Consider the following 24,732-nt stretch of genomic DNA (forward strand, 5'->3'; position numbering starts at 1 on the left):
CATCATGATCTCCCGTCGCTCGTTCCTCGGCCTCACGGCGGCGACCCTCGCCACGGCCACCGCGCTGCCCCTCGCGCGGTCCGCCTACGCCGCGACGCCGGACACGTTCGGCCTCAAGCTGGTGAACAACTCGGGCTCCGGCACCGTGTACGCCTACGTCACCGGCACCACGCCGGACGGGCGCCTGGTGCTGCTGCGCGCCGACGGCACGCCGTACTACCCGGACTCGCCGTCGGCGCCGACGACGCCGCTGCCGGAAGACTGCGCCATCCCGATCGGCTCCGGCGCGCAGGTGCCGGTCCCCAAGATGGGTGGCGCGCGCATCTACGTCGTCACCGACGCGAAGCTGGACTTCTTCCTCGACCCGGGGCCGAACCTGGTGCACCCGAGCTTCCTGAACTCCGGCGACGCGAACTACGGCAAGAACTGGTCGTTCAGCGAGTTCACGTTCAACGACACGCAGCTGTTCGCGAACATCAGCTACGTCGACTTCGTGGGCATCCCGATGGGACTTTCGCTGACCACGTCCGGATCCGGTACGTCGACGGTCAACGGGCTGCCCGCGGGCGCGCTCGACCAGATCGCTTCCGAGCTGTCGGGACTGGGCGGCGAGTGGCCGGGCCTGGTGCAGACGGGCGGTGGCGGGAACCTGCGCGTGCTGTCGCCGCACCACCACGCCCAGCAGTTCGGCGGGTACCTCGACGCCTACATCGACCAGGTCTGGCAGAAGTACGCGGGCACGGACCTGGTCGTCGACTCGCAGAACCCGGGCGTGGGCACGTTCACCGGCCGCGTCTCGGGCGACCAGCTGGTGTTCGGGTCCGAGTCGTTCGCCAAGCCGGCGACGGCGGACGTGTGGAGCTGTGACAGCGGCCCGTTCGCGTTGGCCCAGGGCGCGAGCGACGCGCGCAAGGCGATCGTCCCCCGCCTGGCGGCGGCGTTGAACCGGACGACGTTGCTGGACAACCCGAACCAGCCCACGGCGGAGGACCCGGCGAAGTTCTACCAGGGCGACGTGACCAACCACTACGCGCGCATCGTCCACTCGAAACTCCCGGACAACCGCGGCTACGCGTTCCCGTACGACGACGTGAGCCCGGGCCCCGACTTCAGCGGCGCGGTCTTCGCGGGCGACCCCGAGGTGCTGACCCTCACCGTCAACGCTGCGCACGGCTGAGGCCGTGCGAAAACTGTCGGTGGTGACGGCTAGCCTCATGGCATGAACACCGACGACGCGACGGTCCCGGCGGACCAGCTGACCAAGGGCCAGTGGTTCTGGCACGAGCCGGCGCCGGGCCTGCCCGCGTGGCAGCTGCAGGTGACCTCGGCGGAGTTGCTGGAGGACTCCGTCGAGATCTTCACCACGGATCAGGAGAGGGAACTCGTTTCGTACCCGCGGAACCGGCTGGTGCGGCTGGCCGGAGCCGCTTGAGGGGGTTGTGACGTAGGACACTGGGGGAATGGCGGGGCGGAACCGGCTGTTGTAGCGAGTCGAGTTCCGCCCTTCGCCGTTCCGCGGAAATCCAGTGGATTCGCCGCGGTTCAGGCAGGTATCCGGCGCAAGCCGCCGTGCGAAGCCGCCTCCGTGCAACGCATGCTGCGTGAGTAGTAGCTCGCTGCGTCAACTCACCATCCCTGGCAATCGAGCACCACCCGCACCAGCGCTGGTGGTGTCCCTCGATCAGGCCGGGTTCTCGTCCCGCAAAGCCGCCGGCCGCCACGTCATGCGGACCGTCGTCCCGGCGTCACCCGTGTCGATGTCGGACTGGTCCGTCACCTTGTCGATCAGCACCAGGCCCCGGCCACCCGAGGTGCGCAGGCCAGCCTGGCGCGGGCGGGTCGCCGGAATCCCGCACCCCGTGTCGGTCACCGTGACCGTCACGGCGTCGCCGGTGCGCGACGCCTGGAGGCGGGCCCAGCCGTGGCCGTCGGGGTAGGCGTGGGCGGCCACGTTCGCCAGTGCCTCGTACGTGGCCAGCGTGATGTCGTGCGTGCTCTCCGGGTCGAGCGGGAGCTCGCCCAGCCAGCGGGTCAGCTTGCGCCGCAGATCCGCCATCTCGTTCGGCAGCGCGGGCGCCAGCTCTTCGAACGTCGAGATGACCACGGCGCCGGCGCGGGTGCGCGCCCTCGCCGTGGTCCCGGTTTGGTCGGCGTCGGTGCTCTCGCCCGTGTCGACGCCGGCTTCCGGAGTGTGTCGCTGCACGATCCGCTCCCATCGTCAGCCGCGGTTCCCCCGTACTTCGGGCTTCTCTGAAGACCTACCCACCGCCCCGGGGTCTTACCCGTTGTGCTTTGCGTGACGTCGCGCTAACGTAAAGGTGCTCCTCGCGGATGTCGGCCCTCGGCCGCCCGGAGGAAGCTCCCCGGATCCAGGCCGATCGGCCTTCTTCCTCAGCTCCGGTCCCGCCGTTCGCGCGGGCCGATCCCTCATCAGGAGAACACTCATGTCTTTTCACGGAATCCTTGACCTGTCCGGAAAAACCCCGTTCGTCCGCACCGGCTACCGGCCGGTGCCGGACGACATCGCCCTCCCGCTTTCGGTCGTCCGCAAGCACAAGCTGCGTCCCGGCGACGAAATCACCGGCGCGGGCGAAGAAATCGTCAGCGTCAACGGTGCCGACCCGGCGGAACCGCGGCCGCACTTCGCCGATTTGGTCCCGCTGCACCCGGATCGGCGGCTGCTGCTCGAAACCACCCCGACGCGCCTGCTGCCGCGCGTCATCGACCTAGTCGCCCCACTGGGCAAGGGCCAGCGCGCGCTGGTCGTTTCCCCGCCGAAGGCCGGGAAGACCACGGTGCTGCGCGAGATCGGCCACGGCATCGCCGTCAACCACCCGGAATGCCGGCTCATGGTGCTGCTCGCCGACGAGCGGCCGGAGGAGGTCACCGACCTGCGCCGCACCATGCGCGGCGAGGTGATCGCGTCCACTTTCGACCGTCCGCCCGCCGAACACGTCGCGGTGGCGGAACTCGCCGTCGAACGCGCGAAACGGCTGGTGGAGCGCGGCGAAGACGTCGTGCTGCTCCTCGACTCGCTGACCCGCCTCGGCCGCGCGTACAACCTTTCGGCCCGCGCGTCCGGCCGGACACTGTCCGGCGGCGTCGACGCGGCCGCGTTGCAGCCGATGAAGCGCATCCTCGGCGCGGCCCGCAACCTCGAAGGCGGCGGTTCGCTCACGATCGTCGCGTCGGCGCTGGTGGAAACCGGTTCGCTGGCCGACACGGTGTTCTTCGAGGAGCTGAAGAGCACCGGCAACGCCGAGCTGAAACTCGACCGCAGGATGGCCGAGCGCCGCGTCTTCCCGGCGGTCGACCTCGCCGCGTCCGGTACCCGGCGCGAAGAACTCCTGGTCACGCCGGGCGAACTGGCCGCGATGCGCGAGGTCCGCCGCGCGCTGCCGGGGCCGCACGCGACCGAGCAGCTGCTCGACCAGCTCCGCAAGACCGGCTCCAACGCCGAGTTCCTGTTCCGCGTGACGGGCGCCGCGCTGCCCGCCGCGGCCTGACTCAGCTTTCCCGCCGCTCCCGGAGTTCGCCGATCACCTTCTGCCCGACGCCGTGCGCCTCTTCGGCGCTGTCGGGTGGATCGCCTTCGCCTGGCTCGTAAAGGTTGTCCTCCGCCCGGCCGGGGTCCGGAGTGCCGGGCCGCGCGATCTCGGGTTGCTCGTTCGGTTCGGACATGGTCGCTCCCGTCATCGAGGCGGCTGGTGCGGAGTGGCGCGCGGGTAGGAAGCCCGTTCCGGCCCGCGATTCAGGGTGGCGCCGAGGAAACCCAGCCCGGCCACGATGACGACCAGCGGCGCGGCCCCCGGAGCGGCGGCCCACCACCCGGTCCCTCCGGCGGCGGCGACCCAAGCCGCGACGAGAGTGCGCTTCGCGGTCAGGGGATAGGGCTTGCGGAGCTCGTGAAGGGCGGTCGCGCCGAGAACGAGAAGCCCGGCGACGGCCACGAGCAGCACGGTCAGGTACACGGATGTCCTCCTTCGGGGAAATCGGGCATCTGGGTACGGGCTACCCGTGCGAACCGCCGGCAAGCCGTGTCGCCGAGCACAACCGGGCCCGGCCACGCTCCCCCCACCGCTCCCTCAGTTCCCCCGCCCGGTCGCTCGCTGGAGCTCATCGATCCGCTCCGACGCCTGGGCCTTCGTCAAGCCGTCCGGCACCTCTTCACCGGCCTCTTGGGCCAGCGTCTGCAGATAGGACTTCTGCGGCCCGGTCATCGGCTCGTCGCCGGTGGTCCAGTCGCTCGGGTCCTTCTCCGGATTGGGTTCCACCTGATCAGTCACCACAGCCTCCAATCGAACATCTGTTCGTCCGGGTTCGACCCTAGCGCAGGGGTCCGACGATCGCCGGTCACGAGCCGGCGGGCGGGGTGCTCGGCGGCCCCGCCTCGTGGCCCGGGCGCCCGCGGGTCCGCCGGTCGTCCTTCATCTGCTGCTCCTGCACGTGGCGGCGGCCGCCGGTGAGGCCCTCCCGCACTTCGCGCGTGAATTCCCGGGTGGTCCGGTAGTAGCCGTCGTCGTACTCCTCGACGACCTGGAACGTCCAGCGGTCCGGGAGCACGTTGAGCCCGATCAGCTCCTCGTCGATCCGGTCCGCCCACTCGGCGTGGCCGGCGTCCCGCAGCATCTTCGCGGCGTCTTCGAACAGGAGGTCCGCGCTGCCGGTCATCTGGTGGAAGGCGTAGAGGTGGCCCCGCGCGCGTTCGACCGTCTCGAAGGCTTCGGTGACCTTGCCGACCGCGTCCGAGGTCGGCCGGTCGACTTCGTGGTTCTCGGGCATGGACGCAGAGTGCCCCGTCCGAAAGGTTCCACACCTCCCGGACGGGGCACTCGCGAACGGACGGTCAGGCCGTCGGCCGCGTCGCTCCCGCGTACTGGCTCAGCAGCGGCGAGATCTTGACGACGTCGCCGCTCGTCGGCGCGTGCACCATCTTGCCGTCGCCGATGTACATCCCGATGTGGGACACGGGGGAGTAGTACGCGACGAGGTCGCCGGGCTGCAGCTGGTCGCGCGGCACCGACGTGCCGAAGCCCGCCTGCGCCGACGACGTGCGGGGCAGCGAGATCCCGGCCTGCTTGTAGGCCCACTGCATCAGGCCCGAGCAGTCGAACGTGCTCGGCCCGGTGGCGCCGTAGACGTAGGCGCTGCCGAGCTTGCTCAGCGCCGCGTCGACCGCCTTCTGCGCGGCCGAGGAGGCCGCCTTGACGACCGGCGCCTTGCCGCCGGTGTCCTTCTGGGCGGTCTTGTCGGCGGTGCTGAGGGTCTTGCTCTGGGCCTCGATCTGGTCGATCTGGGCCTGGAGGTTCTTCTTCTTGCCCTCGATGTCCGAGGCCAGCTTCGCCGCCGCGTCACGGGCGTCCGTCGCCCGCTTCGCCGCGTCCGTCGCCGCCTTCTCGGCCGCGGTGGCCTTCTCGGCCGCGCCGCTGAGGTTGTCCATCGCGGCGTTCTTGTCGGTCGCGATGACCTCGAGGGCCGCCGAGCGGTCCAGGAAGTCCTGCGTAGACGTGCCTGCCAGCAGTGCCGACAGCTTGTTCAGCTGGACGCCGCTGGTGAACGAAGCGCCGGCGAACTTGTCGACCTGGCCCTGGTACTTCTGCTTCGCCTCGATGGCCTGGGCACCGGCGTCCTTGGCGGCGGTGACGTCGGCGGTGGCCTTGTCGAGCTGGCCCTGCTTGGCGGTCAGGTCGTCCTGGGCCTTGAGCAGGTCTTCGTTGAGCTTCTCGGCCTGGGCCGAGAGGTCGCGGTACTTGGCCAGGGCGTCGGACCCGGTGGGGGGAGCCTGGAGGACGGGGATGGGGGCGGCGGTGGCCGGCGCCTGGGCCATGGTGACGACAGTGATCACCGAGGCAGCGGCGAGCGCACCTGACACCACGCGCTTGACGGGATGCGAACGCATTCTCGCGCGGGTCTCCTTTGCTGATCGGCCGCCGTCGGGTACCGGGGCGAGTCGGGGGCCTCGCCCGTGTCCGGCGCGTGCTCGACCGCAACAGGAAGAGCAAGCGGTGGGGTCCGGTACCCGGCGAGGGGTATCGGCGGCGATCTCGCGTCGCCGTCTCATCGACGACCGGGGGCCGCGAGATCTCGAACAGGTTACGAAATAGACACGGCCGCGTCCAGGGGCCCCATCTGGCAACTCTCCGTGACGGTAAGAAACACGGCTGGACCAGTGGTAACCGGATCGGCTGTGACCGGGATTACATGTCGTCGGTGTCTGCGGGGCTGCTGCGGAAGGTGAGTTTTGTACGGTCCTTGTACCGGGCCGGGTGAAGCTGATCGCGTACGGATTCCGATCAGTGGAGGACACGGATGTTCACGAAGGCCGCCGTGCTGACGGCACTCACCGCAGCGGCGTTCGCCGTGGCCGCACCGGCGCAGGCCGAGCCCGCGGCCACGACGGCGCTGCCCACGGCGAACATGGAGGCCGTGCTGAAGGCGGCCCAGATCGACCCCCGCCGGGCCGACGACACCCAGACACCGGGCGCGCACGACAGCGTGCTGCTCGTCGAACAGGCGCTGCAGGCCAAGGGCCTGCTGGCCGCGACGTACGTCGACGGGTACTTCGGCACCACGACGATCACGGCGTACTCGCAGTACCAGAAGTCGCTGGGGTACACCGGGATCGACGCGTCCGGCCTGCCGGGCAAGACATCGCTGGAGAAGCTGGGCGACGGCCGGTACACGGTGACTTCGCCGGTTTCGGCCGGTAGTCATGTCACTTACCACGGGGTCACTCTGAACGCCCGCACCAAGGCGATGCTCGTTGCCGCCGAAGGGATTTTCGGGTCTTCGGTCAGTTTGACCCAGGGTTCTTACAACCCGGGTGGTGTCGATGCGTCCGCCGGCACCCATGACGGTGGTGGGGCGATGGACATCTCCGTGTCGAATCTGTCGTCGGCTTCCCGGACGAATCTGCTGAAGGCTTTGCGGAAGGTCGGGTTCGCCGCCTGGTTGCGGACTCCTGCGCAGGGGTTCGCGTATCACATCCACGCCATGGCCATCTCCGACCCGGATCTCTCTTCGGGGGCTCAGCACCAGACCGGGGACTACTACCTCGGGATGAACGGGCTTGCCGGGCGGGGGGCTGATGATGGTCCTTCGGTGGCGAAGGTTACCTGGGAGGAGTATCAGCGGGGCTGATCTTTATTGATACGGCTTCGCCGGGGTGTGGGAAATCGGCGCTTCTTGTCCTTGCTTGCCGCTCGGTGCCGGAGCGCCGGTTCCCCACGCGACAGTGTCCCCGCCGATGCGGTGAATGACTCATTCACCGCGCCCGACGCCATGAATGACTCATTCATGGCGTCACGACCCACCGCCCCGGCCCGGAACGCCGGCGGAGTGGCCGCGCCTGCCGATCGAACCCCGAGCCCGCGGTGGCACCGCCGGCCCCGGCGGTGGTTTGATCGAAGTACCAACCAAACCTGGGGGTGCTCGATGGCCAAGAAGGCGTTCCGGTTCGGCGTGGTCGCCGGTGCGACGGAAGGCGGCGCGAAATGGCTGCAGACCGCGCGGCGCGCCGAAGAGCTCGGTTACTCCACCCTGCTCTGCCCCGACAACCTCAACCTGCCCACCCCCACCGCCGCCCTCGCGGCCGCCGCTGCCGTCACCAGTGAGCTCAAAGTCGGCTCCTTCGTCCTCGCCAGCCCGCTGCGGACCGCCCGGGCCGCCGCCTGGGAGTCGCACAGCCTCTCCGTTGTCACCGGCAACCGGTTCGAACTCGGGCTCGGGACCGGGCTGCCTGCCATGCGGCAGCAAGCCGAAGAGCTCGGGCTGCCCTACGGCTCGGGCCAGGAGCGGCTCGACTCCATCTCCGAGACCATCGACCACGTGCGCCGGCTCGACGGCGACGCGCACACCCCCGTCATGGTCGCCGCCGGTGGGCCCAAAGCTCGGCGGCTCGCCGCCGCGAAAGCCGACATCGTCACGCTGGCCGGCGGGGTGCTCACCACCCGCGAGGAGATGGCCGGCTACGTCGAAGAGATCAAAACCGCGGCCGGCGAGCGGGACATCGAGCTCGCGCTGAACATCTTCGTCGTCGGTGAGCAGGTGCCGCCGTGGATCCGGGGGTTCATCGGCGTCGATGCCGAGACGCTCATCGAGCACGACTCGCTCACCATGATCCGCGGCAGCGTCGACGACATGGCCGCCGAGCTCGAACGGCGGCGCGAGGAACTCGGGGTCTCCTACGTCAGCGTCAACAGCGCCTTCATCGAGGAGTTCGCACCGCTGGTGGAACGGCTGTCGGGGAAGTGAGCGTCGCCGGGTCGGTGTTCGCGCCGCAGAGCAGGACCGCGACGCGTTCCCCCGGCTCCGGGCGGTAGGCGCCGGCCAGCAGCGCCGCGTACGCCGTCGCTCCGCCGGGCTCGACAGCCAGGCGGTAGCGGTCCCACAAGGCCAGCCGAGCCGAGACGATCGCCGCGTCGTCCACCAGTACCGACCCCACGCCGGTGCGCGTGGCCACCGCGAACGCGATGTCGCCGAGCCGCGACGCGCCCAGGGAGTCCGCGGCCACGCCGGACACCTCCACCGGCACCGGTTCACCGGCGGCCAGCGCGGCCTGCAGCGTCGGGGCCGTGCGCGGCTCGACGCCGACCACGCGCGCCCGGCCTTCGACGGCGGCCGCGATGCCGGCCAGCAGCCCGCCGCCGCCCACCGCGACCAGGATCGTGTCCGGCCCGTCGATGTCCGCCAGCAGTTCGAGGCCCACCGTTCCCTGGCCGGCGCAGATCTCCGGCTGGTCGTAAGCGTGGCAGAAGAGCGCGCCGCGGTCCGCCGCGTCCTTCACCGCCGCGTCGTAGGCGTCCGCGTACTTCTCGCCGACCAGCTCGACCGACGCGCCCAGCTGCCGCAGCTTCGCCACCTTCACCGCCGGCGCGTTCACCGGGACGTAGACCCGCGCGGCGACCCCGAACTCCCGGGCGGCGTAGGCGACGGCGAGCCCCGCGTTGCCGCCCGACGCGGCCACCACCCCGGCCGCCGAAAGCTCGCCCGCCGCGATGATCCGGTTGAAGGCGCCGCGGGCCTTGAACGACCCGGTGTGCTGCAGGTGCTCGAGCTTGAACCACACGCCGTCGTCCTCGAACACCGGCGTCCGGCGAACCCGGCCTTCGATCCGTGCGGCGGCCCGCTCGACATCCGAAATGCTGATCATGCGCACCAGCATGCGCGCGGACCGCCGTAAGCACCAGCGCCGTCTCCTATGCTGGCATCAGCGACGCTTACGGCTGGAGGCCGCCATGCTCGACGCTCACCGCCTGGCCCTGCTCGCCGAGGTCGCGCACGCCGGCTCGATCGCCGGGGCGGCTCAGCGGCTGTCCTTCACACCGTCCGCCGTCTCCCAGCAGCTGGGCAAGCTCGAACGCGACGTCGGCGCGCCCCTGCTGCACCGCAACCCCCGTGGCGTCACGCTCACGCCGGCCGGGGAGGCGCTGCTGGGGCACGCGGAAACCATCGTGGGGGAGCTGCGCACCGCCGAACGGACCGTCCGCGCCCTGCTCGGCGAGGAACCGGCGCAGCTCACCGTCGGGACGTTCGCCAGTGCCGGCATGACGCTCGTGCCCGCCGCGCTCGCCGGCTTCCGCCGCGACCACCCCGCCGTCGCGCTGCGGCTGCTGGACCTCGAACCGCCCGACGGGTACGGACTGGTCAGCTCGCGCGACCTCGACCTGCTGATCACCCACCGCTATCCCGGCGCGCCGCTGCCCGACCCGCGCGGGCTGACCCGGACGCTGCTGCGGTCGGAGCGGTTCCGGCTGATCCTGCCCGAGGGACACCCGAAAGCCCGCGTCCGCCGGCTCACGCTGGCCGCCCTGGCCGGCGACGACTGGATCTCCGGCAGCCCGGGCGTGCCCAACCGCGTGTGCCTGGAGCAGCTCGCCGGCGCCGCCGGAGTCACGCTCGGCGTGGCTTACGAAACCCGGGACTACCAGGTGATCCTCGCGCTGGTCGAGGCCGGGCTGGGGGTCGCGTTCGTGCCGGAGAGCGTGCTGGCCCGGATGGGGCCGGCGCGGATCGAGGTCCGCGACGCGGCCGACGCCCGGCCGGTGCGCGACATCTTCCTGGTGCACCACCGGCGGCCGGGCAAGCTGGTGACCGAGATGGTCGAGCGGCTCAGCCGTCCACAGTAGCCGGCTCAGGCGGTGGTCCGTCCCCCGCGCTGGAACCGCGCGGAGGCGTCCTGCAGCACGTCCAGGCACGCGCGCACCGCGCCGTGATCCTCTTCGCCCGCCCGGCAGATCGCGTAGATGGTCCGGGTCAGCGCCGGGCGCGTGGCCAGGATGCGGACGCCCTCGGGCTGGAGCTCGCGGGCCAGGCGCGGTACCAGCGCCGCGCCGGCGTTGCCCGCCACCAGGGCCAGCTGGGTCGGGTAACTGCCGACCGTGCAGCTGATCCGGGGCTCCAGCCGTTGCTTGCGCAGCACCTGCACCAGCCATTCGTAACAGCCGGACCCCAGGGTCCAGCCGATCCACGGCAGGTCGTCCACTTCGGACAGATCGACCGCCTTGCGGTGCGCGAGGCGGTGCCCGGCGGGCAGCGCGAGGTCCGCGACGTCGGAGAACAACGCGATCCGCGTCGTCGCCGGCGGGAGCACCGTCGGCCGGTCCTCCCAGCTCTCCAGCACCGCGACGTCGAGGTCGCCGGCCAGCACGCGCGGCATCGTCTGCTCCGCCTCGCCCTCGTGCAGCGTCACGGCCAGCCGGGGGTGCTGCGCGGCGAGGGTGGCCAGCGCGGGCGGCAGCAGCGCGTGCACCGTCGTCGGGATCGCGCCGATCCGCAGCGGCCCGATGACGTCCTCGCGCAGCAGCTCCAGGTCCGCTTTCGCCTCGGCGACCTGCGCCAGGATCCGCTCGGCGTGCCCGGCCAGCACCTGGCCCGCCTTCGTCAGCCGGACGCCGCGGCCGCGCGGCTCCAGCAGCCGCTGCCCGGCTTCCCGTTCCAGCTTCGCCAGCTGCTGCGACAGCCCCGACGGCGTCACGTGCAGGGACGCGGCCGCCGCGGCGACCGAGCCCTGGGTCGCGACCGCGTGCAGCGCGCGCATCCGCTCGATTCCGAACACGGTAGAGATGCTACCGAATTCCGCGCAGAAACAATCGCTTGTCCTTGACAATCATGGCCCGCAGGCTGGAGGGGTGACCACGACCGCGCCCCGACCCGCAACCACCACGCCGTTCACCGAGCGCTTCGACCCGCGCCTGCTCGCCGCGCTGGGCAGCTTCTGCATCTCGCTGTCGTCGGTCTTCATCAAGGTCTCGCACGCCAGCGGCAGCACGAGCGCGTTCTGGCGCTGCCTGCTCGCCCTGCCGCTGCTGCTCGCGCTCGCCGCGCGGGAACGGCGGAAGTCCGGGCCGGCGCCGCGCGTGCTCTTCCCGCTGCTGGCCGGCACCGGGCTCGGGCTGGACTTCGTGCTGTGGGGCGAGGCGATCCCGCGGATCGGCGCCGGCATCGCGACCGTGCTGCTCGCCGTCCAGGTGGTCATCGTGCCGCTGCTGGCGTTCGCTTTCCTGCGGGAACGGCCGGCTAGGCGGTTCCTCATCGCCGTGCCCGTGCTGCTCGGCGGCGTCGTGCTGGCCGGCGGGTTCGCCGGCACCGCCTCGTTCGGCCCCGACCCGGTCACCGGTGCCGTGTTCGCGTTGCTGGCCGGCGCGGGGTACGCGGTATACCTCTTCCTGATCCGGCTCAGCGGCGGCGCGGGCGCGCAGGCGCAGTCCCTGGTGCTGGCGACGATCTCCGCCGGCGTCGTCGCGGTCGTGCTCGGGCTCCCGACCGGCACGCTCGACTTCAGCCCCGGCCTGGCGACGCTCGGCTGGCTGGTCGCGCTCGCCGTGGTGGGTCAGCTGATCGGCTGGATCCTCATCTCCGCCGCGCTGCCCCGGATGTCGGCCACCACCGGCGCGATGCTGATGCTGCTGCAGCCGGTCGGCGCGGTGCTGCTGGGCATCGGCCTGCTCGGGGAGACGCCGAGCGTGCTGCAGCTCGTCGGCTGCGCGGGCGTCGTCGCCGCGGTCTGCTTCGCCGGGCGGGCCCGGCGCGGGTGATCTGCGGGCCGGGGCCGTCCCGGCTAACGTCCCCGGTATGCGTGTGCTGGTGGCCGGGGCGTCGGGGTTCGTCGGCAGCCGGTTGTGCCCGGTGCTGGCAGAAGCGGGGCACGACGTCCTCGCGATGACGCGCCACCCAGCGAAGTACGACGGCGCCGGGACGCCCGTCCGCGGCGACGTCACCGACGTCGGTTCGCTGCGGGACGCGCTCAAGGGCGCCGAAGCCGCCTACTACCTCGTCCATTCACTCGACAGTGCGGACTTCAAACGCCGTGACGCCGACGCGGCTCGCGCGTTCGCCCGGGCGGCGGCGGACGCGGGTGTCGGCCGGATCGTCTACCTCGGCGGTCTGGGGGACGACGACGACACGCTTTCGGAGCACCTGGCCAGCCGGCGCGAGGTCGAGCGGCTGCTGGGGGAGACCGGGGTGCCGGTGACCGTGCTGCGCGCCGGGATCGTGGTCGGGCACGGCGGGACGTCGTGGGAGCTGACCCGCCAGCTGGTGGAGCACCTGCCGGCGATGGTGACCCCGCGCTGGGTCGGCACGCGCACCCAGCCGATCGCGATCGCCGACGTCGTCCGCTACCTGGTCGGCGTGCTCGACCACCCGGAGGCCGCGGGCCGCGCGTTCGACATCGGCGGACCCGAGGTGCTGGCCTACCGCGACATGCTCCAGCGGGTCGCGGCGATCGAGGGCCGGCCGCTGCTGATCCTGCCTGTGCCGTTGCTGTCGCCGAAGCTGTCCTCGTACTGGCTTTCGCTGGTCACGGACATCGACGTGACGACCGGGCGGGCGCTGATCGACTCGATGACGAACGAGGTCGTCGTCCGCGACGACGCGATCCGCCGGATCGTCGAGTTCGAGCCGATGGGCTACGACGAAGCCGTGCTGCAGGCCCTGGGCGAGCGGGCGAAGAGCCGGCGGCCCGCGTGAAGAAGGCACTCCTCGCCGGGGTGACGGCCGCCGGGTCCGGCTTGCTCGGCGCGTCCCTGGCCAGCCGGCCGGGTTCCCGCCGGTTCCACGTCCTCACGGCCTCGGTCGCGGCGACCTGGTTCGCCGGTGCCGGACCGGTGCCCCGCGGTCGCCGGGACGTCGCGCAGCCGGTCGTGGTGGGGGCAGGCGCGTTCGGCGTCTTCTACGGCTGCGCGCTGGTGGCCCGCCGCATCCCGCCGCTGCGGCGGGCGATCGCGGGCGTGCTCGGCCACGCCCACCACGGTTCGGTGCCTTCGGTGGCGGCGACCACGCTCGTGACGGGCGTGGCGGAGGAGTTCTTCTTCCGCGGCGCGCTTTACGACGCTTTCGGCGCCCGGCGATCGACGGCGCTGTACGTCCTCTCGACGACGGCGACGCGAAACCCCGCGCTGGTACTGGCCTCGACGGTGATGGGCACGCTCTTCGCCGTGCAGCGCGGCCGGTCCGGCGGGGTGCAGGCGCCGCTGCTGACGCACGTCGTCTGGTCGGCGCTGATGCTCGCCTTCCTGCCTCGCCTGTTCCCGCCGGAGCTCGACGGCTAGGCCGTGATCGCCTCGTAGGCGGCCATCACGACGCCCAGGCCGCGGTCGTACCCGCCGTCCCAGAGGGTCTGGTTCATCACGTACGACACGGCCAGGTGCTGGTCCGCGTCGACGAGGACCACCGAGCCGCCCCACCCGCCCCACGAACACGTGCGGCCTTCCAGCCGGAAACCCAGGCCGTAGCGCATCCGCGTGCCGAGGACGCGGTCCTCGCCGTGGAACTGCTCCTCGAAGACCCGCTCGGCGCCCGCCGGCGACAGCAGCCGTACGCCGCCCGAGACTCCCGAACACGCCAGGACCGACTGCACCGCCGCGACCGAGCGGGCGTTGCCGTACCCGTTGATGGCGGGCAGTTCCGCGCGCCGCCAAGCTTCGGAGTACGAATCCGAGACGCCGACCAGGAACCCCGGCGGCTTGTCGCCCTGAGGATCGGGGATCAGCGGGCCCACCCGGTGGTCGTGCTCCGCGGCCAAGCCGATGTGGAAGTCCGCGCCCAGCGGGCGGGCCACCTCTTCGGCGAAGAACGTGCCGAGGCTGCGCCCGGTGACGCGGCGGACGACTTCGCCGACCAGGAACCCGAAGGTGACGGAGTGGTAGCCGCCCGCGGTACCGGGCTCCCACGCCGGCGCCTGCGCGGCCAGCCGCGTTGTCACGGCCGGCCAGTCGAAGAGGTCTTCGACCGCGATCGGGCCGTCGAAGTCCGGCAGGCCCGCGGTGTGCCCGAGCAGGTGCCGCACGCGCGTGGTTTCCTTGCCCGCGGCCGCGAACTCGGGCCAGTACCGCGCGACCGGCGCGTCCAGGTCGAGGTCGCCGCGGTCGGCCAGGACCAGCGCGCACAGCGCGGTCATCGTCTTGGTGGTGGACCAGACGTTGGTGAGGGTGTCGCGGTCCCACGCGACGGTGCGCGCGGTGTCGACATATCCGCCCCAGAGGTCGACCGCCGGCTCGCCGTCCACGAACACGGCGACCGAGGCGCCCACGTCGTCGGTGTCCAGCGACTCCGCCAGAACGTCGCGCACCTTGCCGAACCGGTCCTCGCAGTTTCCCCAGATGTCAGCCACGGCGCCAGCCAACTCCGTCCGGCCGGGCGGCACCACTCATTTATCCGGTGGAGAACCTTTGTCCGGAACGAGCCAGAACCGGGCGGAATCCTTCATAACCGCCGGGAAAGTTCCTATCCTGGAGCGAACCCCGGTGCGTGGAGAGGGATGTCGATGCGGACATTGCTCGTGCTGCTGCTCGTCCTCGGTTCCTTCACTCCGATGTCCCTCCGGCCCGCCGAAGCGGCCACGGCGGTGTGCGTCACGTCGTGCGACACGCTCGACCCGTCGCGGGCCGCGCGGGAGAGCTTTCCCTTGCCCGACAAGGTGATCAACGGCCGCGTCGTGCGGCTGCACGCTTCCGACCCCGACGGCATGGCGTGGGCGAGCATCGACAACGGCGTCGCCGGTGACGCCGTCTGGCTCGATCGTTCCTGGGACGCCGGCGCCACCTGGGAAGGCCTGCTGGGCAAGGCGAGCGTCCCCGGCACGTGGACCGGCACCCGCACGCTCATGTACAACCTGACCGATCCGCAGCACCACCGCCGCGGGCTGGTCCGGGCGTGCGGGGACGCGCAGGGCGTCGCGTGCACCGCGTGGATCCACCCGGACGTCTGCGACGCCGCCTGCGACCGCACCACCCCGGGATCCGGGGACAGTCAGCCGGTCGCGCCGGCTACGCTGTTCGGCCGCACGATCCGGCTGCACTTCGACGGCAAAGGCATGGCCTGGGCCGGGATCGAAGCCGGCGGTGCCGGCGACGAAATCTGGCTCGACCGCTCCTGGGACGCCGGCGCGAGCTGGCCGGACGGCTCGTCGCTGGGCCGGACGAGCGTCGCCGCGGGCGCCGCCGGCACCCGCACCACGGCGTTCGCGACGCGCGATCCCCGCGGCCGGCTCTACGGTGGCGCGGTGCGCGCTTGCGGCCGCGAAGCCACGCACGCGCAAGGGAGCTGCACGGCCTGGGCACGCCCGGCGACGACCCGCGCCGCCGGTGCGCTCGACGCGCTGATGTGGTCCTACGACCCCTCCACCGCCTGGTGGCCGTCGAGCTGGTGGAACTCCGCGGTCGCGGTGACGGCGGTGGCCGACGCGGGCGGGTTCGACGCCGCGCTGGCCCGCACCTTCGACGTCAACCGCGCCGCTTTCCCGGCCGGGGCAAGGAGTTCCGACGCGATCGAGGGCCACTTCGTCAGCCGCGCCATCGACGACAGCGCGTGGTGGGGGCTGGCCTGGGTCGCCCTTTACGACCGCACCCACGACCCGCGCTACCTCACCGAAGCGACGACGATCGCGAACTACGTCCACGGGTTCTGGGACACCGGCAGCTGCGGCGGCGGAGTGTGGTGGAACCGCGAGCGGACGTACAAGAACGCCGTCACGGCCGGGCTGTACCTGCGGCTGACCGCGTCGCTGCACAACCGGCTCGCCGGGGACACGGTGTGGGGCCAGCGGGCCCGGACCGCGGGCGACTGGTTCCTGAGCAGCGGCTTGATCAACTCCTCGGGCCTGGTGAACGACGGCTTGACGGCGTCCTGCGCCAACAACGGCCAGACGGTCTGGACGTACAACCAGGGCCTCGGCATCGGCGGGCTGCTGGAGCTGGGGCGCGCGACCGGCGTCCAGTCCTATGTGGACGCGGCGAAGCGGCTGGCGGACGCGGCGATGGCGCGGCTCACCTCGGGCGGGGTGCTGGTCGAGTCTTGCGACCTCGGGACGGCGTCCTGCGACGACAACCAGAAGCAGTTCAAGGGCATCTTCCTGCGCTACTTCGGCGACCTGGCCACGGCGACGGGCTCGGCGACCTACCGCGCGTTCGCGCAGCGGCAGGCGGATGCGCTGTGGTCGGGCGACCGGGACTCGCTGAACCGGATCGGCCAGCGCTGGACCGGCACGACACCGAACGTGACGGACTGGCGGACCCAGGCCTCCGGGCTCGAAGCGATCCTGGCGGCCGGGTAGGTCCGCACGCCAGAATGGCGCCGTGCGGATCCTCCTCCTCGCGGCCGTCGCCGTGCTCGTCACCGGGTGCCAGGCCGAGGTCGCGGGTCAGGCCGCGCCCACCGGCTTCATCGTCAAGGACGGCTCCCAGCTGCGGTTCCGGCCGGTCCTGGCCGAACTGCCGCCGGGGCCGGCGGCCGGCTCCGTGACCGAGCGGCAGAGCACCGACCCGGCCACGCAGCAGGCCGCCGCGCAGGCGTTCGACTGCGCCCAGGGGAAGCCGGATCCCCTCGACGGCCGCGACGACCCGGCGTTGCCGCTGGTCAGCTGCGACCGCGCGGAGGGCACGAAGTACATCCTCGCGCCCGGCTTCCTCAGCGGCGCCGACGTGAGCCGGGTGGACGCCACCGTCGATCCGCAGACCGGCAGCTCGGTCATCACCCTGAGCTTCACGACCGCCGGGACGAAGGCCTGGGCGGAGTGGACCGGGCGGAACATCGGCGAGCAGGTCGCGATGGTGCTGAAGAGCCGGGTGCTGACCGCGCCGGCCGTGCAGTCGGCCATCACCGGCGGGGAAACGCAGATCACCGGGAAGTTCACGCTGCCCGAAGCGCGGCAGTTGGCGCGTGACATCGCCGGCGGCTGACGCTCAGCAGGTCGGCGGCAGGGCTTCCCGGCAGGCTTCGGTCTCCGTCTTGTTCGTCGCCTGGCGGAGCAGTTCGTAGAGGTTTTCCCGCTGCTCGTCGCTGAGGCCGCTGAACACCTCGTCCTCCACCGCGGCGAGCGCGAACTCGGCCCGGACCAGCAGCTTCGCGCCGACGTCGGTGAGCTCGACGACGTGGCGCCGCCGGTCGACGGGGGAGCGGCGGCGCTCGATCAGGTTTTCGGCCTCGAGGTCGTTCAGCAGCCCGACCACGTTCGTGCCGTCCATCTCGAGGATCTTCGCCAGGTCCTGCTGCGAGCTGCCGCCCAGGTCGCGCAGGACCGTGAGCGCGATGAGGTGCCGCGGCCGCAGGCCCAGCGGCGTCAGCACCGACTCGCTGCGCAGCTGCAGCCGCCGCGTGAGCTGGCCGAGCAGTGCCCCGCAGCGGTGAGGCGGCTGGTTGACGACCGGCAGCGAGGTCATGCGCCCAGTATATGGGCAGGCGAACAGTCGATGTGCTATTAATGGTTTGTCTTACATCAACGATCTATGGGCGGCTAACGACATGGCGCATCTCCTTCACATCGACTCGAGCATCCAGGGCGAGCGCTCGGTGAGCCGCCGGCTCAGCGCGCGGGCCGCGGCGGCGTGGCGCGCCGCGCACCCGGACGGCACCGTCACCTACCGCGACCTGGGCGCGCACCCGCTGCCCCACATCGACGCGGCGAGCGGGCTGGCCGGCATGGTGCCGCCGGAACAGCACACGCCCGGGCAGGCGGCGGCGTGGGCGCGGACCCGCGAGCTGGTCGACGAGATCAAGGCGGCCGACACGGTGCTGCTGGGCCTGCCGCTCTACAACTTCGGCGCGCCGAGCAGCGTCAAGACGTGGGTCGACCACCTCATCGCGCCCGGGCTTTCGGTCGACCACGAGACGCAGACCGGCCTCCTCGGCGGCCGCGAGTTCATCGTGCTGGCCTCCCGCGGCGGCGGCTACGGCGAGGGCACGCCCCGCGAAGGCTGGGACCACGCCGAGCAGTGGCTCCCCCACGGCGTTTCGCTGACCGGTCTCGAGCCGCGCTTCATCACCGCCGAGCTGACGCTGGCCCACGTCAACCCGGCGATGGCGGAGCTCATCCCGCTGGCGGACGCGAGCCTGGCGACGGCCGAGAAGACCATCGACGACCTGTGGGCCCCCGCGCGGGTCTGACGCGCTTTCCGAGGCGGCCTCCGGTACGGCGGACGGACCGAAGGCCGCCTCGGGGAACCGTTCGGCGCGCAGAACTTCGCCTTCGCCGACTTCGCCCCGGGCCCCGCCGGTAGCAGCGCGGACACAGCCGGTACCGTGCCGCCGGAGGCCGGGTGGAAAGATGCGGAAACCCGGACGGTCCGCACCTGGGCGAGGAAGGTCAGGTTTGAGCGCGCACACCTCGCAGATGGACGATATCCGGCTGGTCGCGCAACCGAGCGCGTTGCCGGTCACGGAGCTGTTCGTCCGCCTGATTCTCACCGACTGGTCCCTGCTGCCGATGCTGGAGCAGGTGACCGCCACCGCGAGACGGCTGGTCGAGACCGTCATCGACGCCGGTGACCCGCGATCACCCGCCTTCGTGACGCTGCGGCTGCGGCTGCGCGCCGACGTGCTGGTGGTCGAGGTCGACGACGACGTGCCCGGCCTGCCGGAGCCGAAGGTCGCCGGGCCCGGCGAGCGCGTGGGCGTCACGCCCGGTGCCGGCGGGGCCCGCACCACCTGGTGCGAGCTCGAGCTGCCCGGCGGGATGAACGCCAAGCAGGTGCGCCTGCCGCGCCGGCAGGACCGCCGGACCCTGGTCGACGAGCCGGTTTCCGGCGATCCCGTGGCCGCGGACCCGGAGGTGCTGGAGCGCCTGCTCACGCGGCTGAGCGGCTGGTCCGGCCAGGGCTGACGTGCGCGGCCGTCTCGTCCTCGTCGTCCTCTACGACGGCGTCCGGCTCCTGGACGTCTCCGGGCCGCTCGAGGTCTTCGCCGAAGCCAACGAGCACGGCGGCCGGTACGAGCTGAAGACGGCGTCGCCCGGCGGCGCCGACGTCCGCGCCAACACCGGGACGCGCCTGGGCGCCGACCTCGACCTCGCGGCGGCCGATCCGCGCGGGGCGACCGTGCTGGTGCCCGGCGGCCCCGAGTGGGTCCGCACGATCGCCGACACGGAGCTCGTCGCGCAGATCCGGCGCCTGGCCGGCGGCGCGGACCGCACGGCGTCGGTGTGCGCGGGCGCGTTCGCGCTGGCCGCGGCGGGCGTTCTCGACGGCAGGCGCGCCACCACCCACTGGGACCTGACCGACCAGCTCGCCCGTCGCTTCCCGCGCGTGCGGGTCGACGGGGACGCGATCTTCGTCAAGGACGGCCCGGTGATCACCTCGGCGGGCGTCACGTCCGGCATCGACCTGGCCCTCGCGCTGGTCGAGGAGGACCTCGGGGCCGAGGTGGCCCGGCTGGTGGCCAAGCACCTGGTCGTCTTCCTGCAGCGGCCCGGCGGGCAGTCGCAGTTCAGCGTCCGGCTGGAGACGGGCCGCCCGCGCACCGAGGTGCTGCGGGCCGTGCTCGACGCCGTCGCGGCCGATCCGGCGGCGCCGCACACCCTCGGCGACCTGGCCGCCCGCGCCGGGGTCAGCGCGCGGCACCTGACCCGCCTGTTCCGCGAAGAGCTCGGCCGCACGCCCGCGCGGTTCGTCGAGCAGGTGCGGCTCGAATCGGCCCAGCAGCTGCTGGAACGCACGACCGAGCCCCTGGACGTCGTGGCCCGGCGAGCGGGCTTCGGATCCGTCGAGACGCTGCGGCGCGCCTTCGCGCGCGGCCTAGGCGTGACACCGAGCGACTACCGCGCCCGGTTCCGGACCACCGGCATCGGCTGAACCGGACCCACCCCCCGATCCGTGCATCCAGGCAGGGAGAGGACGTGGAGGCGAGGAGGCAGCGTGCGCATTGTCATCGCGGAAGAGGACGCCCTGCTGCGGGAGGGGCTGGTCCTGCTCCTGCGCAGCGAGGGGTTCGACGTCGCCGCGGCCGTCGACCACCCCGGCGACCTGGTGGCCGCCGTCGCGGCGGAGATCCCGGACCTGGCCGTGGTCGACGTCCGGATGCCGCCGACGTTCACCGACGAAGGACTGCGGGCCGCCCTCGAAGCGCGCCGGCTGATGCCGGGGCTCGCCATCCTCGCGCTCTCGGCGTTCATCGAGGACGGCTACGCGGGCGACCTCCTGGCCGCCGGGGGCGGCGGCGCGGGCTACCTGCTCAAGGAGCGTGTCGGCAAGCCCGGCGAGTTCCTCGACGCCTTGCGGCGCGTCGCCGCCGGGGGCACGGTGCTGGACCGCGACGTCGTCGCCGTGCAGCTGGCCCGGCCGCGGCCCGGCGACCCCGTCGGCACGCTCACCGCGCGCGAACGCGAGGTCGTCGCGCTGCTGGCGGAAGGCCACTCGGTGCCGACGATCGGGCGGCTGCTCGGCATCGGCACCGCCGCCGCCCGGCAGCACGCCGGGGACGTCAGCGCGAAGCTGCGCGTCCCCGACGAAGCCCGGGCGATGCTCAGTTATCTACGAGCGTGAAGACTTCGGCCTGCTTCGCCCGGTACCGGGCGACGTTGGCCAGCTTGACGTCCTCGTAGCCGCGCACCAGGTCGGGCAGTTCGGCCAGCGCCAGGACCCGGGCCCGGTCGACGTCGTCGGCGCGGAAGGCGCGCAGCACCGAGGCGCGGTAGTCCTCGACGAGCTCGCGCTCGACCCGCCGCACCTCGGCGCGGCCGAACGGGTCGAACCGGGTTCCGCGCAGCCGCCGCAGCGCGTGCAGCAGCCGGAACGCCGGGCGGAACCACGGGCCCAGGCTGATCTTGCGCTTCATGCCCAGCGCCCGCAGGACCGGCGGGTGGAGGCGGTAGGCGTACTTCGTGCCCGCGCCGAACTGCTCCTCGAGATCCGCCGTGAACGCCGGGTCCAGCGACAGGCGCGCGACCTCGTACTCGTCCTTGTAGGCCATCAGCTTGTACAGGTGCTTCGCGACCGCCTCGGTGATCTCCGTCGGCCCGTCCTCCAGCACGCGCACCTGCTCGACGAACTCCGCGTACGCCCGCGCGTACCGCTCGTCCTGGTAGGCGACCAGATCCGGGATCCGGACGTCGAGCAGGCGCGCCAGCTCGGATCCGGGGGATGCGTCCACCAGCTTGCGCGCGGCGGGCTGTGCGACTGTGCGCGTCGGAGCCGGCGACGTCGTCAGCGCGTCCGGGTCGGCCACCAGCTGACGACCGCGGCGGAAGGCCTGCAGGTTCGCGGCCACCGCGGTGCCGTTGAGCTCGATCGCGTGCTCGATCACCTCGGCCGGCAGGCCGATCACGCCGGTCTGGAAGGCCGCGCCGAGCTGGAGCACGTTCGCGAACTGGTCGTCGTCGAAGAGTTCTTCGGCCAGACCGCGCGCGTCCAGGGACACCGTCCGCGATGCGGCAGTGTCGATGGGCGCGAGGACGCTGCCGGGGTCCGGGAAGGCCACCGTCGTGTCGACGACCATCCGGCCGGTCGGCACCTCGGTGGTCGAGACGACCGCCGTGGTGCGGGCGGCGTCGGCCACGCCGAGGTTCGTCGCGTCCGCTCCGACCAGCGCGTCGCACGCCAGGTAGAGGTCGCACTCGCCGGTGGCGAGCTTCGGGGCCTGCTCGACCGGCTCCGCCGTCACCTTCAGGTCGGACACGACGGCGCCGCCTTTCTGGGCGAGCCCGGTCTGGTCGAGCGTGCGGACGTGCCGCCCGTCGAGCACCGCGGCGGTGGCGAGGATCTGCGTCACGGTGACCACGCCGGTGCCGCCGATCCCGGTGATCCGGACGGTGAAGTCCTTCTCGGACACCGGGGGAGCGGGCACGGCGTCCGCGGCCAGCTCGCCGAGCTTCCGGCGCTGCTTCTTCCCGGTGGGCACCACGGTGACGAACGACGGGCAGTCCCCGGCCAGGCACGAGTAGTCGACGTTGCACGACGACTGGTGGATCGCGGTCTTCCGGCCGAACTCGGTGGCCACCGGCTGCACCGACAGGCAGTTCGACTTGGTGCCGCAGTCGCCGCAGCCCTCGCAGACGCGCTCGTTGATCACGACCCGCGTCGCGGGTGTCTCCTGCTTGCCGCGACGGCGCTTCCGGCGCTTCTCGGCCGCGCACTCCTGCTCGTGGATCAGCACGGTGACGCCCTTGACGGCGGCCAGTTCTTCTTGCGTGGCCAGGAGTTCGGTACGGTCGCGGACGTCGACGCCGGCGGGCAGCTTCCGGCGCCGCAGCCGCCGGGGCGCGTCGCTGGTGATGACGACCCGCTTCGCGCCTTCGACCAGCAGCAGCTCGGCGACCTTCTCCACCGGTAGCCCGCCGACGGCGTCCTGGCCGCCGGTCATCGCGACGGCGGAGTTGTAGAGCAGCTTGTAGGTGATGTTCACCCCGGCGGCGACCGCCGCGCGCACGGCGAGGCTGCCGGAGTGGGTGAACGTGCCGTCGCCGATGTTCTGGACGAAGTGCTCGGCGTCGACGAACGGCGCCATGCCGATCCACTGCGTGCCTTCGCCGCCCATCTGCGTCACGCCGAGGACGGTGCCGACCTGGTCCGGCTCCATGAACAGGGCCATGGTGTGGCAGCCGATGCCGCCGCCGACCAGCGTGCCTTCGGGCACCTTCGTCGACGAGTTGTGCGGGCAGCCCGAGCAGAAGTACGGCGTCCGCGCGAGCAGCGGCACGGAGATGCGCTCGCGACGGCGGCGCGCACCGAAGGCGTCCACCGACGCGATGCCCTCGGGCAGCCGCCGGGCCAGGCCGGCCGCGATGCCGTCCGGGTCCAGCTCACCGAGCTCGGTGAACAGCGTGCGGCCGTCGCGGTCCTTCTTGCCGGTGATCGCGGGCGCGCCGGGAACGCCATAAAGCTCCGCCCTCATGGCGGTCTCGACGAACCCGCGCTTCTCCTCGACGACGATGATCTCGTCGAGCCCGTCGGCGAACTCGCGGACGATCCCGGGTTCCAGCGGGTTGATCGCGCCGAGCTTGAGCACGCGGATGCCGTGCTTTTTCAGTGTTTCCGGGTCGAGGCCCAGTGCACGCAGGGCCTGCTGGAGGTCCAGGTAGGACTTCCCGGCGGAGACGATGCCGATCCGGTCGGCCGGTCCCCGTTGCGTGATCCGGTTGATGCCGGCCGCGCGCAGGTAGTCGAGCACGAGGGGCAGCCGGACGGTGAAGAGGCTGCGTTCCAGCTCGGCGAGGCTCGTGCCGAGCAGACGCGACGTCGGCGTGTGGCGGTAGGCTCTGTCGATCTCCGGAGCCGTCCACTGTGGACTCACGGTGGCGGTGCCCGAAGCGTCGGCGACGTTGGCGACGATCTTCAGCGACGTCCAGACACCGGCCGCCCGGGACAGCTCGACCGCGTGCATGCCGAGGTCGAGGACGTCCTGGGAGTCGGCCGGGTAGAGGATCGGGATCGCCAGGTCGGCGAGGGCGAGCTCGGACGCGCACGGGACGGTCGAGGACTTCGCGTTCGGGTCGTCGCCGACCAGGGCGACCGCGCCGCCGCGAGGGTCGGTGCCGGCCAGGTTGGCGTGGCGGAGGGCGTCGGTGGCGCGGTCGAGGCCCGGGGCCTTGCCGTACCAGAACCCGGTGACGCCGCGCCGCCCCCCGGCGCCCGCGACGAGCTGGCTGCCCATGACCGAGGTCGCGGCCAGCTCCTCGTTGAGGCCCGGGCGGTGGACGACGTCGTGCTTCTCCAGCAGCTTCGCGCGGCGGCCGAGTTCGAGGTCGTAGCCGGCCAGCGGCGAGCCCTCGTAGCCCGAGACGAACACGGCGGGGTCGCCACCGTGGGCGCGGTCGTGGCGGACGCGGTCGAACAGCAGCCGGACCAGGGCCTGCACCCCGGACAGGTGCACGGTCCCCGCTTCTCGCAGGTAGCGGTCCTCCAGCGTGAACGTCTCCACGGCGCGGGCCTCCTTCGCGTCGGTTGTGCTTCGGAGCACAGTGCGGCGCGGGTCACCCTCACGCAACAGCCGGGGCCGGATCAGGGTGTCACACGCAAAGTTCAGCGTATCCAGTGACTGAGTGGTCCCGTTTTTTGCGTCCGTTTACGCTCGGAGGCATGACCGAAGACCTGCTCGACGCGACCGACCACGAGATCCTCGGCCTGCTGCGCGAGGACGCCCGCCGGACGCTGTCCGACATCGCCGGCCGCGTCACGTTGTCGACGGCCGCGGTCAAGCGCCGGATCGACCGGCTGCGCGAGACCGGCGTGATCACCGGCTTCACCGTGCAGGTCGACCACGCGAAGCTGGGTTGGGGGATCGAAGCGTTCACCGAGCTGCGGTTCGTCGGCAACACGAAGGTCGCGGAGATCCTGCGCACCACCACGCGCATGCCCGAGGCACAGGCGGTGTTCACGATCGCGGGCGACCCGGACGCGCTGGTGTGGCTGCGGGTGCGCGACATGGCCCACCTGCAGAAGACGATCGACGAGATCCGCCGGCACCACCAGGTGACCGGCACGAAGACGTTGATCGCGCTGGAATCCTGGTCCCGGGGGAACTGAC

Annotated in this window: 27 protein-coding genes; 16 read left to right on the plus strand and 11 right to left on the minus strand. The window is 72.0% G+C overall.

From position 1 onward, the window contains the following. Positions 1 to 4: 4 nt before the first annotated feature. Complete coding sequence (locus ACZ4TR_RS35495) at positions 5 to 1,177, plus strand: glycoside hydrolase family 64 protein (protein WP_465292286.1); 1,173 nt, start codon at positions 5 to 7, stop codon at positions 1,175 to 1,177. A gap of 42 nt (positions 1,178 to 1,219) precedes the next feature. Then, positions 1,220 to 1,432, plus strand: a complete 213-nt coding sequence (locus ACZ4TR_RS35500; RefSeq protein WP_360681344.1) for a hypothetical protein — start codon at positions 1,220 to 1,222, stop codon at positions 1,430 to 1,432. A 249-nt stretch (positions 1,433 to 1,681) separates the two neighbouring features. Here the strand turns inward: ACZ4TR_RS35500 and ACZ4TR_RS35505 are convergent, their stop codons facing one another. Then, positions 1,682 to 2,203, minus strand: coding sequence for an ATP-binding protein (locus tag ACZ4TR_RS35505; protein ID WP_465292287.1), 522 nt, complete (start codon positions 2,201 to 2,203; stop codon positions 1,682 to 1,684). Between the two features lie 241 nt (positions 2,204 to 2,444). Here ACZ4TR_RS35505 and rho point away from each other — a divergent pair, with 241 nt between their 5' ends. Then, positions 2,445 to 3,506 carry a transcription termination factor Rho gene (gene rho / locus ACZ4TR_RS35510; RefSeq protein WP_465292289.1) on the plus strand — a complete coding sequence of 354 codons (1,062 nt, stop codon included), beginning with the start codon at positions 2,445 to 2,447 and terminating at the stop codon, positions 3,504 to 3,506. A 1-nt stretch (position 3,507) separates the two neighbouring features. Here rho and ACZ4TR_RS35515 read toward each other — a convergent pair whose 3' ends face one another. The 5 genes from ACZ4TR_RS35515 to ACZ4TR_RS35535 form a co-directional block, all read right to left on the minus strand. Continuing rightward, positions 3,508 to 3,681: a hypothetical protein gene (locus tag ACZ4TR_RS35515; RefSeq protein ID WP_465292291.1), complete on the minus strand. Its 174-nt coding sequence runs from the start codon at positions 3,679 to 3,681 to the stop codon at positions 3,508 to 3,510. 11 nt (positions 3,682 to 3,692) lie between these two features. After that, positions 3,693 to 3,971 carry a hypothetical protein gene (locus ACZ4TR_RS35520; protein WP_364516621.1) on the minus strand — a complete coding sequence of 93 codons (279 nt, stop codon included), beginning with the start codon at positions 3,969 to 3,971 and terminating at the stop codon, positions 3,693 to 3,695. A gap of 114 nt (positions 3,972 to 4,085) precedes the next feature. After that, entirely contained in the window at positions 4,086 to 4,286 is a 201-nt protein-coding gene (locus tag ACZ4TR_RS35525) for a DUF3072 domain-containing protein (RefSeq protein WP_364516619.1), read from the minus strand. Between the two features lie 67 nt (positions 4,287 to 4,353). Continuing rightward, complete coding sequence (locus tag ACZ4TR_RS35530) at positions 4,354 to 4,782, minus strand: hypothetical protein (RefSeq protein ID WP_465292292.1); 429 nt, start codon at positions 4,780 to 4,782, stop codon at positions 4,354 to 4,356. Positions 4,783 to 4,846: 64 nt separating this feature from the next. Next, positions 4,847 to 5,899: a C40 family peptidase gene (locus ACZ4TR_RS35535; protein ID WP_465292294.1), complete on the minus strand. Its 1,053-nt coding sequence runs from the start codon at positions 5,897 to 5,899 to the stop codon at positions 4,847 to 4,849. Between the two features lie 410 nt (positions 5,900 to 6,309). Here ACZ4TR_RS35535 and ACZ4TR_RS35540 point away from each other — a divergent pair, with 410 nt between their 5' ends. Together ACZ4TR_RS35540 and ACZ4TR_RS35545 are read left to right on the plus strand one after the other, a co-directional pair. Continuing rightward, the gene (locus tag ACZ4TR_RS35540; protein WP_465292296.1) at positions 6,310 to 7,140 is read left to right on the plus strand and encodes a peptidoglycan-binding domain-containing protein; all 831 of its coding nucleotides are present in this window, start codon (positions 6,310 to 6,312) and stop codon (positions 7,138 to 7,140) included. A gap of 294 nt (positions 7,141 to 7,434) precedes the next feature. Further along, positions 7,435 to 8,253: an LLM class flavin-dependent oxidoreductase gene (locus ACZ4TR_RS35545; protein WP_465292298.1), complete on the plus strand. Its 819-nt coding sequence runs from the start codon at positions 7,435 to 7,437 to the stop codon at positions 8,251 to 8,253. Here the strand turns inward: ACZ4TR_RS35545 and ACZ4TR_RS35550 are convergent. Next, positions 8,207 to 9,151: a threonine/serine dehydratase gene (locus ACZ4TR_RS35550; protein WP_465292300.1), complete on the minus strand. Its 945-nt coding sequence runs from the start codon at positions 9,149 to 9,151 to the stop codon at positions 8,207 to 8,209. The genes ACZ4TR_RS35545 and ACZ4TR_RS35550 overlap by 47 nt on opposite strands. A gap of 85 nt (positions 9,152 to 9,236) precedes the next feature. Here ACZ4TR_RS35550 and ACZ4TR_RS35555 point away from each other — a divergent pair, with 85 nt between their 5' ends. Further along, positions 9,237 to 10,127 carry a LysR family transcriptional regulator gene (locus tag ACZ4TR_RS35555; RefSeq protein WP_465292301.1) on the plus strand — a complete coding sequence of 297 codons (891 nt, stop codon included), beginning with the start codon at positions 9,237 to 9,239 and terminating at the stop codon, positions 10,125 to 10,127. A 5-nt stretch (positions 10,128 to 10,132) separates the two neighbouring features. On the opposite strand, the gene ACZ4TR_RS35560 is transcribed toward ACZ4TR_RS35555, so the two are convergent. Then, positions 10,133 to 11,056 (minus strand): LysR family transcriptional regulator, encoded by a 924-nt coding sequence (locus ACZ4TR_RS35560; RefSeq protein WP_465292303.1) that lies wholly within the window; start codon positions 11,054 to 11,056, stop codon positions 10,133 to 10,135. 73 nt (positions 11,057 to 11,129) lie between these two features. Between ACZ4TR_RS35560 and ACZ4TR_RS35565 the strand changes: the two genes are divergently transcribed. Genes ACZ4TR_RS35565 through ACZ4TR_RS35575 form a run of 3 tightly spaced genes read left to right on the plus strand, consistent with a single transcriptional unit; the run spans position 11,130 to position 13,550 of the window. Beyond that, positions 11,130 to 12,035, plus strand: coding sequence for a DMT family transporter (locus tag ACZ4TR_RS35565; RefSeq protein ID WP_465292305.1), 906 nt, complete (start codon positions 11,130 to 11,132; stop codon positions 12,033 to 12,035). A 37-nt stretch (positions 12,036 to 12,072) separates the two neighbouring features. Then, positions 12,073 to 12,969: an NAD(P)H-binding protein gene (locus tag ACZ4TR_RS35570; RefSeq protein ID WP_465292307.1), complete on the plus strand. Its 897-nt coding sequence runs from the start codon at positions 12,073 to 12,075 to the stop codon at positions 12,967 to 12,969. Next, positions 12,966 to 13,550, plus strand: coding sequence for a lysostaphin resistance A-like protein (locus ACZ4TR_RS35575; RefSeq protein ID WP_465292308.1), 585 nt, complete (start codon positions 12,966 to 12,968; stop codon positions 13,548 to 13,550). The genes ACZ4TR_RS35570 and ACZ4TR_RS35575 overlap by 4 nt, the downstream gene beginning before the upstream one ends. Here the strand turns inward: ACZ4TR_RS35575 and ACZ4TR_RS35580 are convergent. After that, positions 13,547 to 14,611, minus strand: a complete 1,065-nt coding sequence (locus ACZ4TR_RS35580; RefSeq protein ID WP_465292310.1) for a serine hydrolase domain-containing protein — start codon at positions 14,609 to 14,611, stop codon at positions 13,547 to 13,549. The two genes, ACZ4TR_RS35575 and ACZ4TR_RS35580, sit on opposite strands and share 4 nt — an antisense overlap. Before the next feature lie 153 nt (positions 14,612 to 14,764). On the opposite strand from ACZ4TR_RS35580, the gene ACZ4TR_RS35585 reads away from it, so the two are divergent. Beyond that, positions 14,765 to 16,552: a glycoside hydrolase family 76 protein gene (locus ACZ4TR_RS35585; RefSeq protein WP_465292312.1), complete on the plus strand. Its 1,788-nt coding sequence runs from the start codon at positions 14,765 to 14,767 to the stop codon at positions 16,550 to 16,552. Between the two features lie 22 nt (positions 16,553 to 16,574). Next, positions 16,575 to 17,177, plus strand: coding sequence for a SecDF P1 head subdomain-containing protein (locus tag ACZ4TR_RS35590; RefSeq protein ID WP_465292313.1), 603 nt, complete (start codon positions 16,575 to 16,577; stop codon positions 17,175 to 17,177). A 3-nt stretch (positions 17,178 to 17,180) separates the two neighbouring features. Here ACZ4TR_RS35590 and ACZ4TR_RS35595 read toward each other — a convergent pair whose 3' ends face one another. Then, a complete protein-coding gene (locus ACZ4TR_RS35595) occupies positions 17,181 to 17,657 on the minus strand; it encodes a MarR family winged helix-turn-helix transcriptional regulator (RefSeq protein ID WP_465292315.1) in 477 nt (158 codons plus the stop codon). An 82-nt stretch (positions 17,658 to 17,739) separates the two neighbouring features. Here ACZ4TR_RS35595 and ACZ4TR_RS35600 point away from each other — a divergent pair, with 82 nt between their 5' ends. The 4 genes from ACZ4TR_RS35600 to ACZ4TR_RS35615 all read left to right on the plus strand — a co-directional run bounded on the left by ACZ4TR_RS35600 (position 17,740) and on the right by ACZ4TR_RS35615 (position 20,753). Further along, on the plus strand, positions 17,740 to 18,381 hold the full coding sequence (locus ACZ4TR_RS35600; RefSeq protein ID WP_465292317.1) for an FMN-dependent NADH-azoreductase: 642 nt from the start codon (positions 17,740 to 17,742) through the stop codon (positions 18,379 to 18,381). A 205-nt stretch (positions 18,382 to 18,586) separates the two neighbouring features. Further along, positions 18,587 to 19,096, plus strand: a complete 510-nt coding sequence (locus ACZ4TR_RS35605) for an ATP-binding protein (protein WP_364516588.1) — start codon at positions 18,587 to 18,589, stop codon at positions 19,094 to 19,096. Position 19,097: 1 nt separating this feature from the next. Next, positions 19,098 to 20,063 (plus strand): GlxA family transcriptional regulator, encoded by a 966-nt coding sequence (locus tag ACZ4TR_RS35610; protein ID WP_364516586.1) that lies wholly within the window; start codon positions 19,098 to 19,100, stop codon positions 20,061 to 20,063. Positions 20,064 to 20,126: 63 nt separating this feature from the next. Beyond that, positions 20,127 to 20,753, plus strand: a complete 627-nt coding sequence (locus ACZ4TR_RS35615; RefSeq protein ID WP_364516584.1) for a response regulator — start codon at positions 20,127 to 20,129, stop codon at positions 20,751 to 20,753. Here ACZ4TR_RS35615 and ACZ4TR_RS35620 read toward each other — a convergent pair. After that, a complete protein-coding gene (locus tag ACZ4TR_RS35620) occupies positions 20,734 to 24,126 on the minus strand; it encodes an indolepyruvate ferredoxin oxidoreductase family protein (protein ID WP_465292319.1) in 3,393 nt (1,130 codons plus the stop codon). The two genes, ACZ4TR_RS35615 and ACZ4TR_RS35620, sit on opposite strands and share 20 nt — an antisense overlap. 158 nt (positions 24,127 to 24,284) lie before the next feature. Between ACZ4TR_RS35620 and ACZ4TR_RS35625 the strand changes: the two genes are divergently transcribed. Continuing rightward, positions 24,285 to 24,731, plus strand: coding sequence for an Lrp/AsnC family transcriptional regulator (locus tag ACZ4TR_RS35625; protein WP_364516580.1), 447 nt, complete (start codon positions 24,285 to 24,287; stop codon positions 24,729 to 24,731). The last annotated feature ends 1 nt before the right edge of the window (position 24,732 follow it).

The organism is Amycolatopsis sp. NPDC028719, assembly GCF_055565395.1.

Coding starts and splice junctions, on each gene's coding strand:
- ACZ4TR_RS35495 (WP_465292286.1), top strand. CDS start 5: ATGATCTCCCGTCGCTCGTTCCTCGGCCTCACGGCGGCGACCCTCGCC.
- ACZ4TR_RS35500 (WP_360681344.1), top strand. CDS start 1,220: ATGAACACCGACGACGCGACGGTCCCGGCGGACCAGCTGACCAAGGGC.
- rho (WP_465292289.1), top strand. CDS start 2,445: ATGTCTTTTCACGGAATCCTTGACCTGTCCGGAAAAACCCCGTTCGTC.
- ACZ4TR_RS35515 (WP_465292291.1), bottom strand. CDS start 3,681: ATGTCCGAACCGAACGAGCAACCCGAGATCGCGCGGCCCGGCACTCCG.
- ACZ4TR_RS35530 (WP_465292292.1), bottom strand. CDS start 4,782: ATGCCCGAGAACCACGAAGTCGACCGGCCGACCTCGGACGCGGTCGGC.
- ACZ4TR_RS35535 (WP_465292294.1), bottom strand. CDS start 5,899: ATGCGTTCGCATCCCGTCAAGCGCGTGGTGTCAGGTGCGCTCGCCGCT.
- ACZ4TR_RS35540 (WP_465292296.1), top strand. CDS start 6,310: ATGTTCACGAAGGCCGCCGTGCTGACGGCACTCACCGCAGCGGCGTTC.
- ACZ4TR_RS35545 (WP_465292298.1), top strand. CDS start 7,435: ATGGCCAAGAAGGCGTTCCGGTTCGGCGTGGTCGCCGGTGCGACGGAA.
- ACZ4TR_RS35550 (WP_465292300.1), bottom strand. CDS start 9,151: ATGATCAGCATTTCGGATGTCGAGCGGGCCGCCGCACGGATCGAAGGC.
- ACZ4TR_RS35555 (WP_465292301.1), top strand. CDS start 9,237: ATGCTCGACGCTCACCGCCTGGCCCTGCTCGCCGAGGTCGCGCACGCC.
- ACZ4TR_RS35570 (WP_465292307.1), top strand. CDS start 12,073: ATGCGTGTGCTGGTGGCCGGGGCGTCGGGGTTCGTCGGCAGCCGGTTG.
- ACZ4TR_RS35585 (WP_465292312.1), top strand. CDS start 14,765: ATGCGGACATTGCTCGTGCTGCTGCTCGTCCTCGGTTCCTTCACTCCG.
- ACZ4TR_RS35595 (WP_465292315.1), bottom strand. CDS start 17,657: ATGACCTCGCTGCCGGTCGTCAACCAGCCGCCTCACCGCTGCGGGGCA.
- ACZ4TR_RS35600 (WP_465292317.1), top strand. CDS start 17,740: ATGGCGCATCTCCTTCACATCGACTCGAGCATCCAGGGCGAGCGCTCG.
- ACZ4TR_RS35625 (WP_364516580.1), top strand. CDS start 24,285: ATGACCGAAGACCTGCTCGACGCGACCGACCACGAGATCCTCGGCCTG.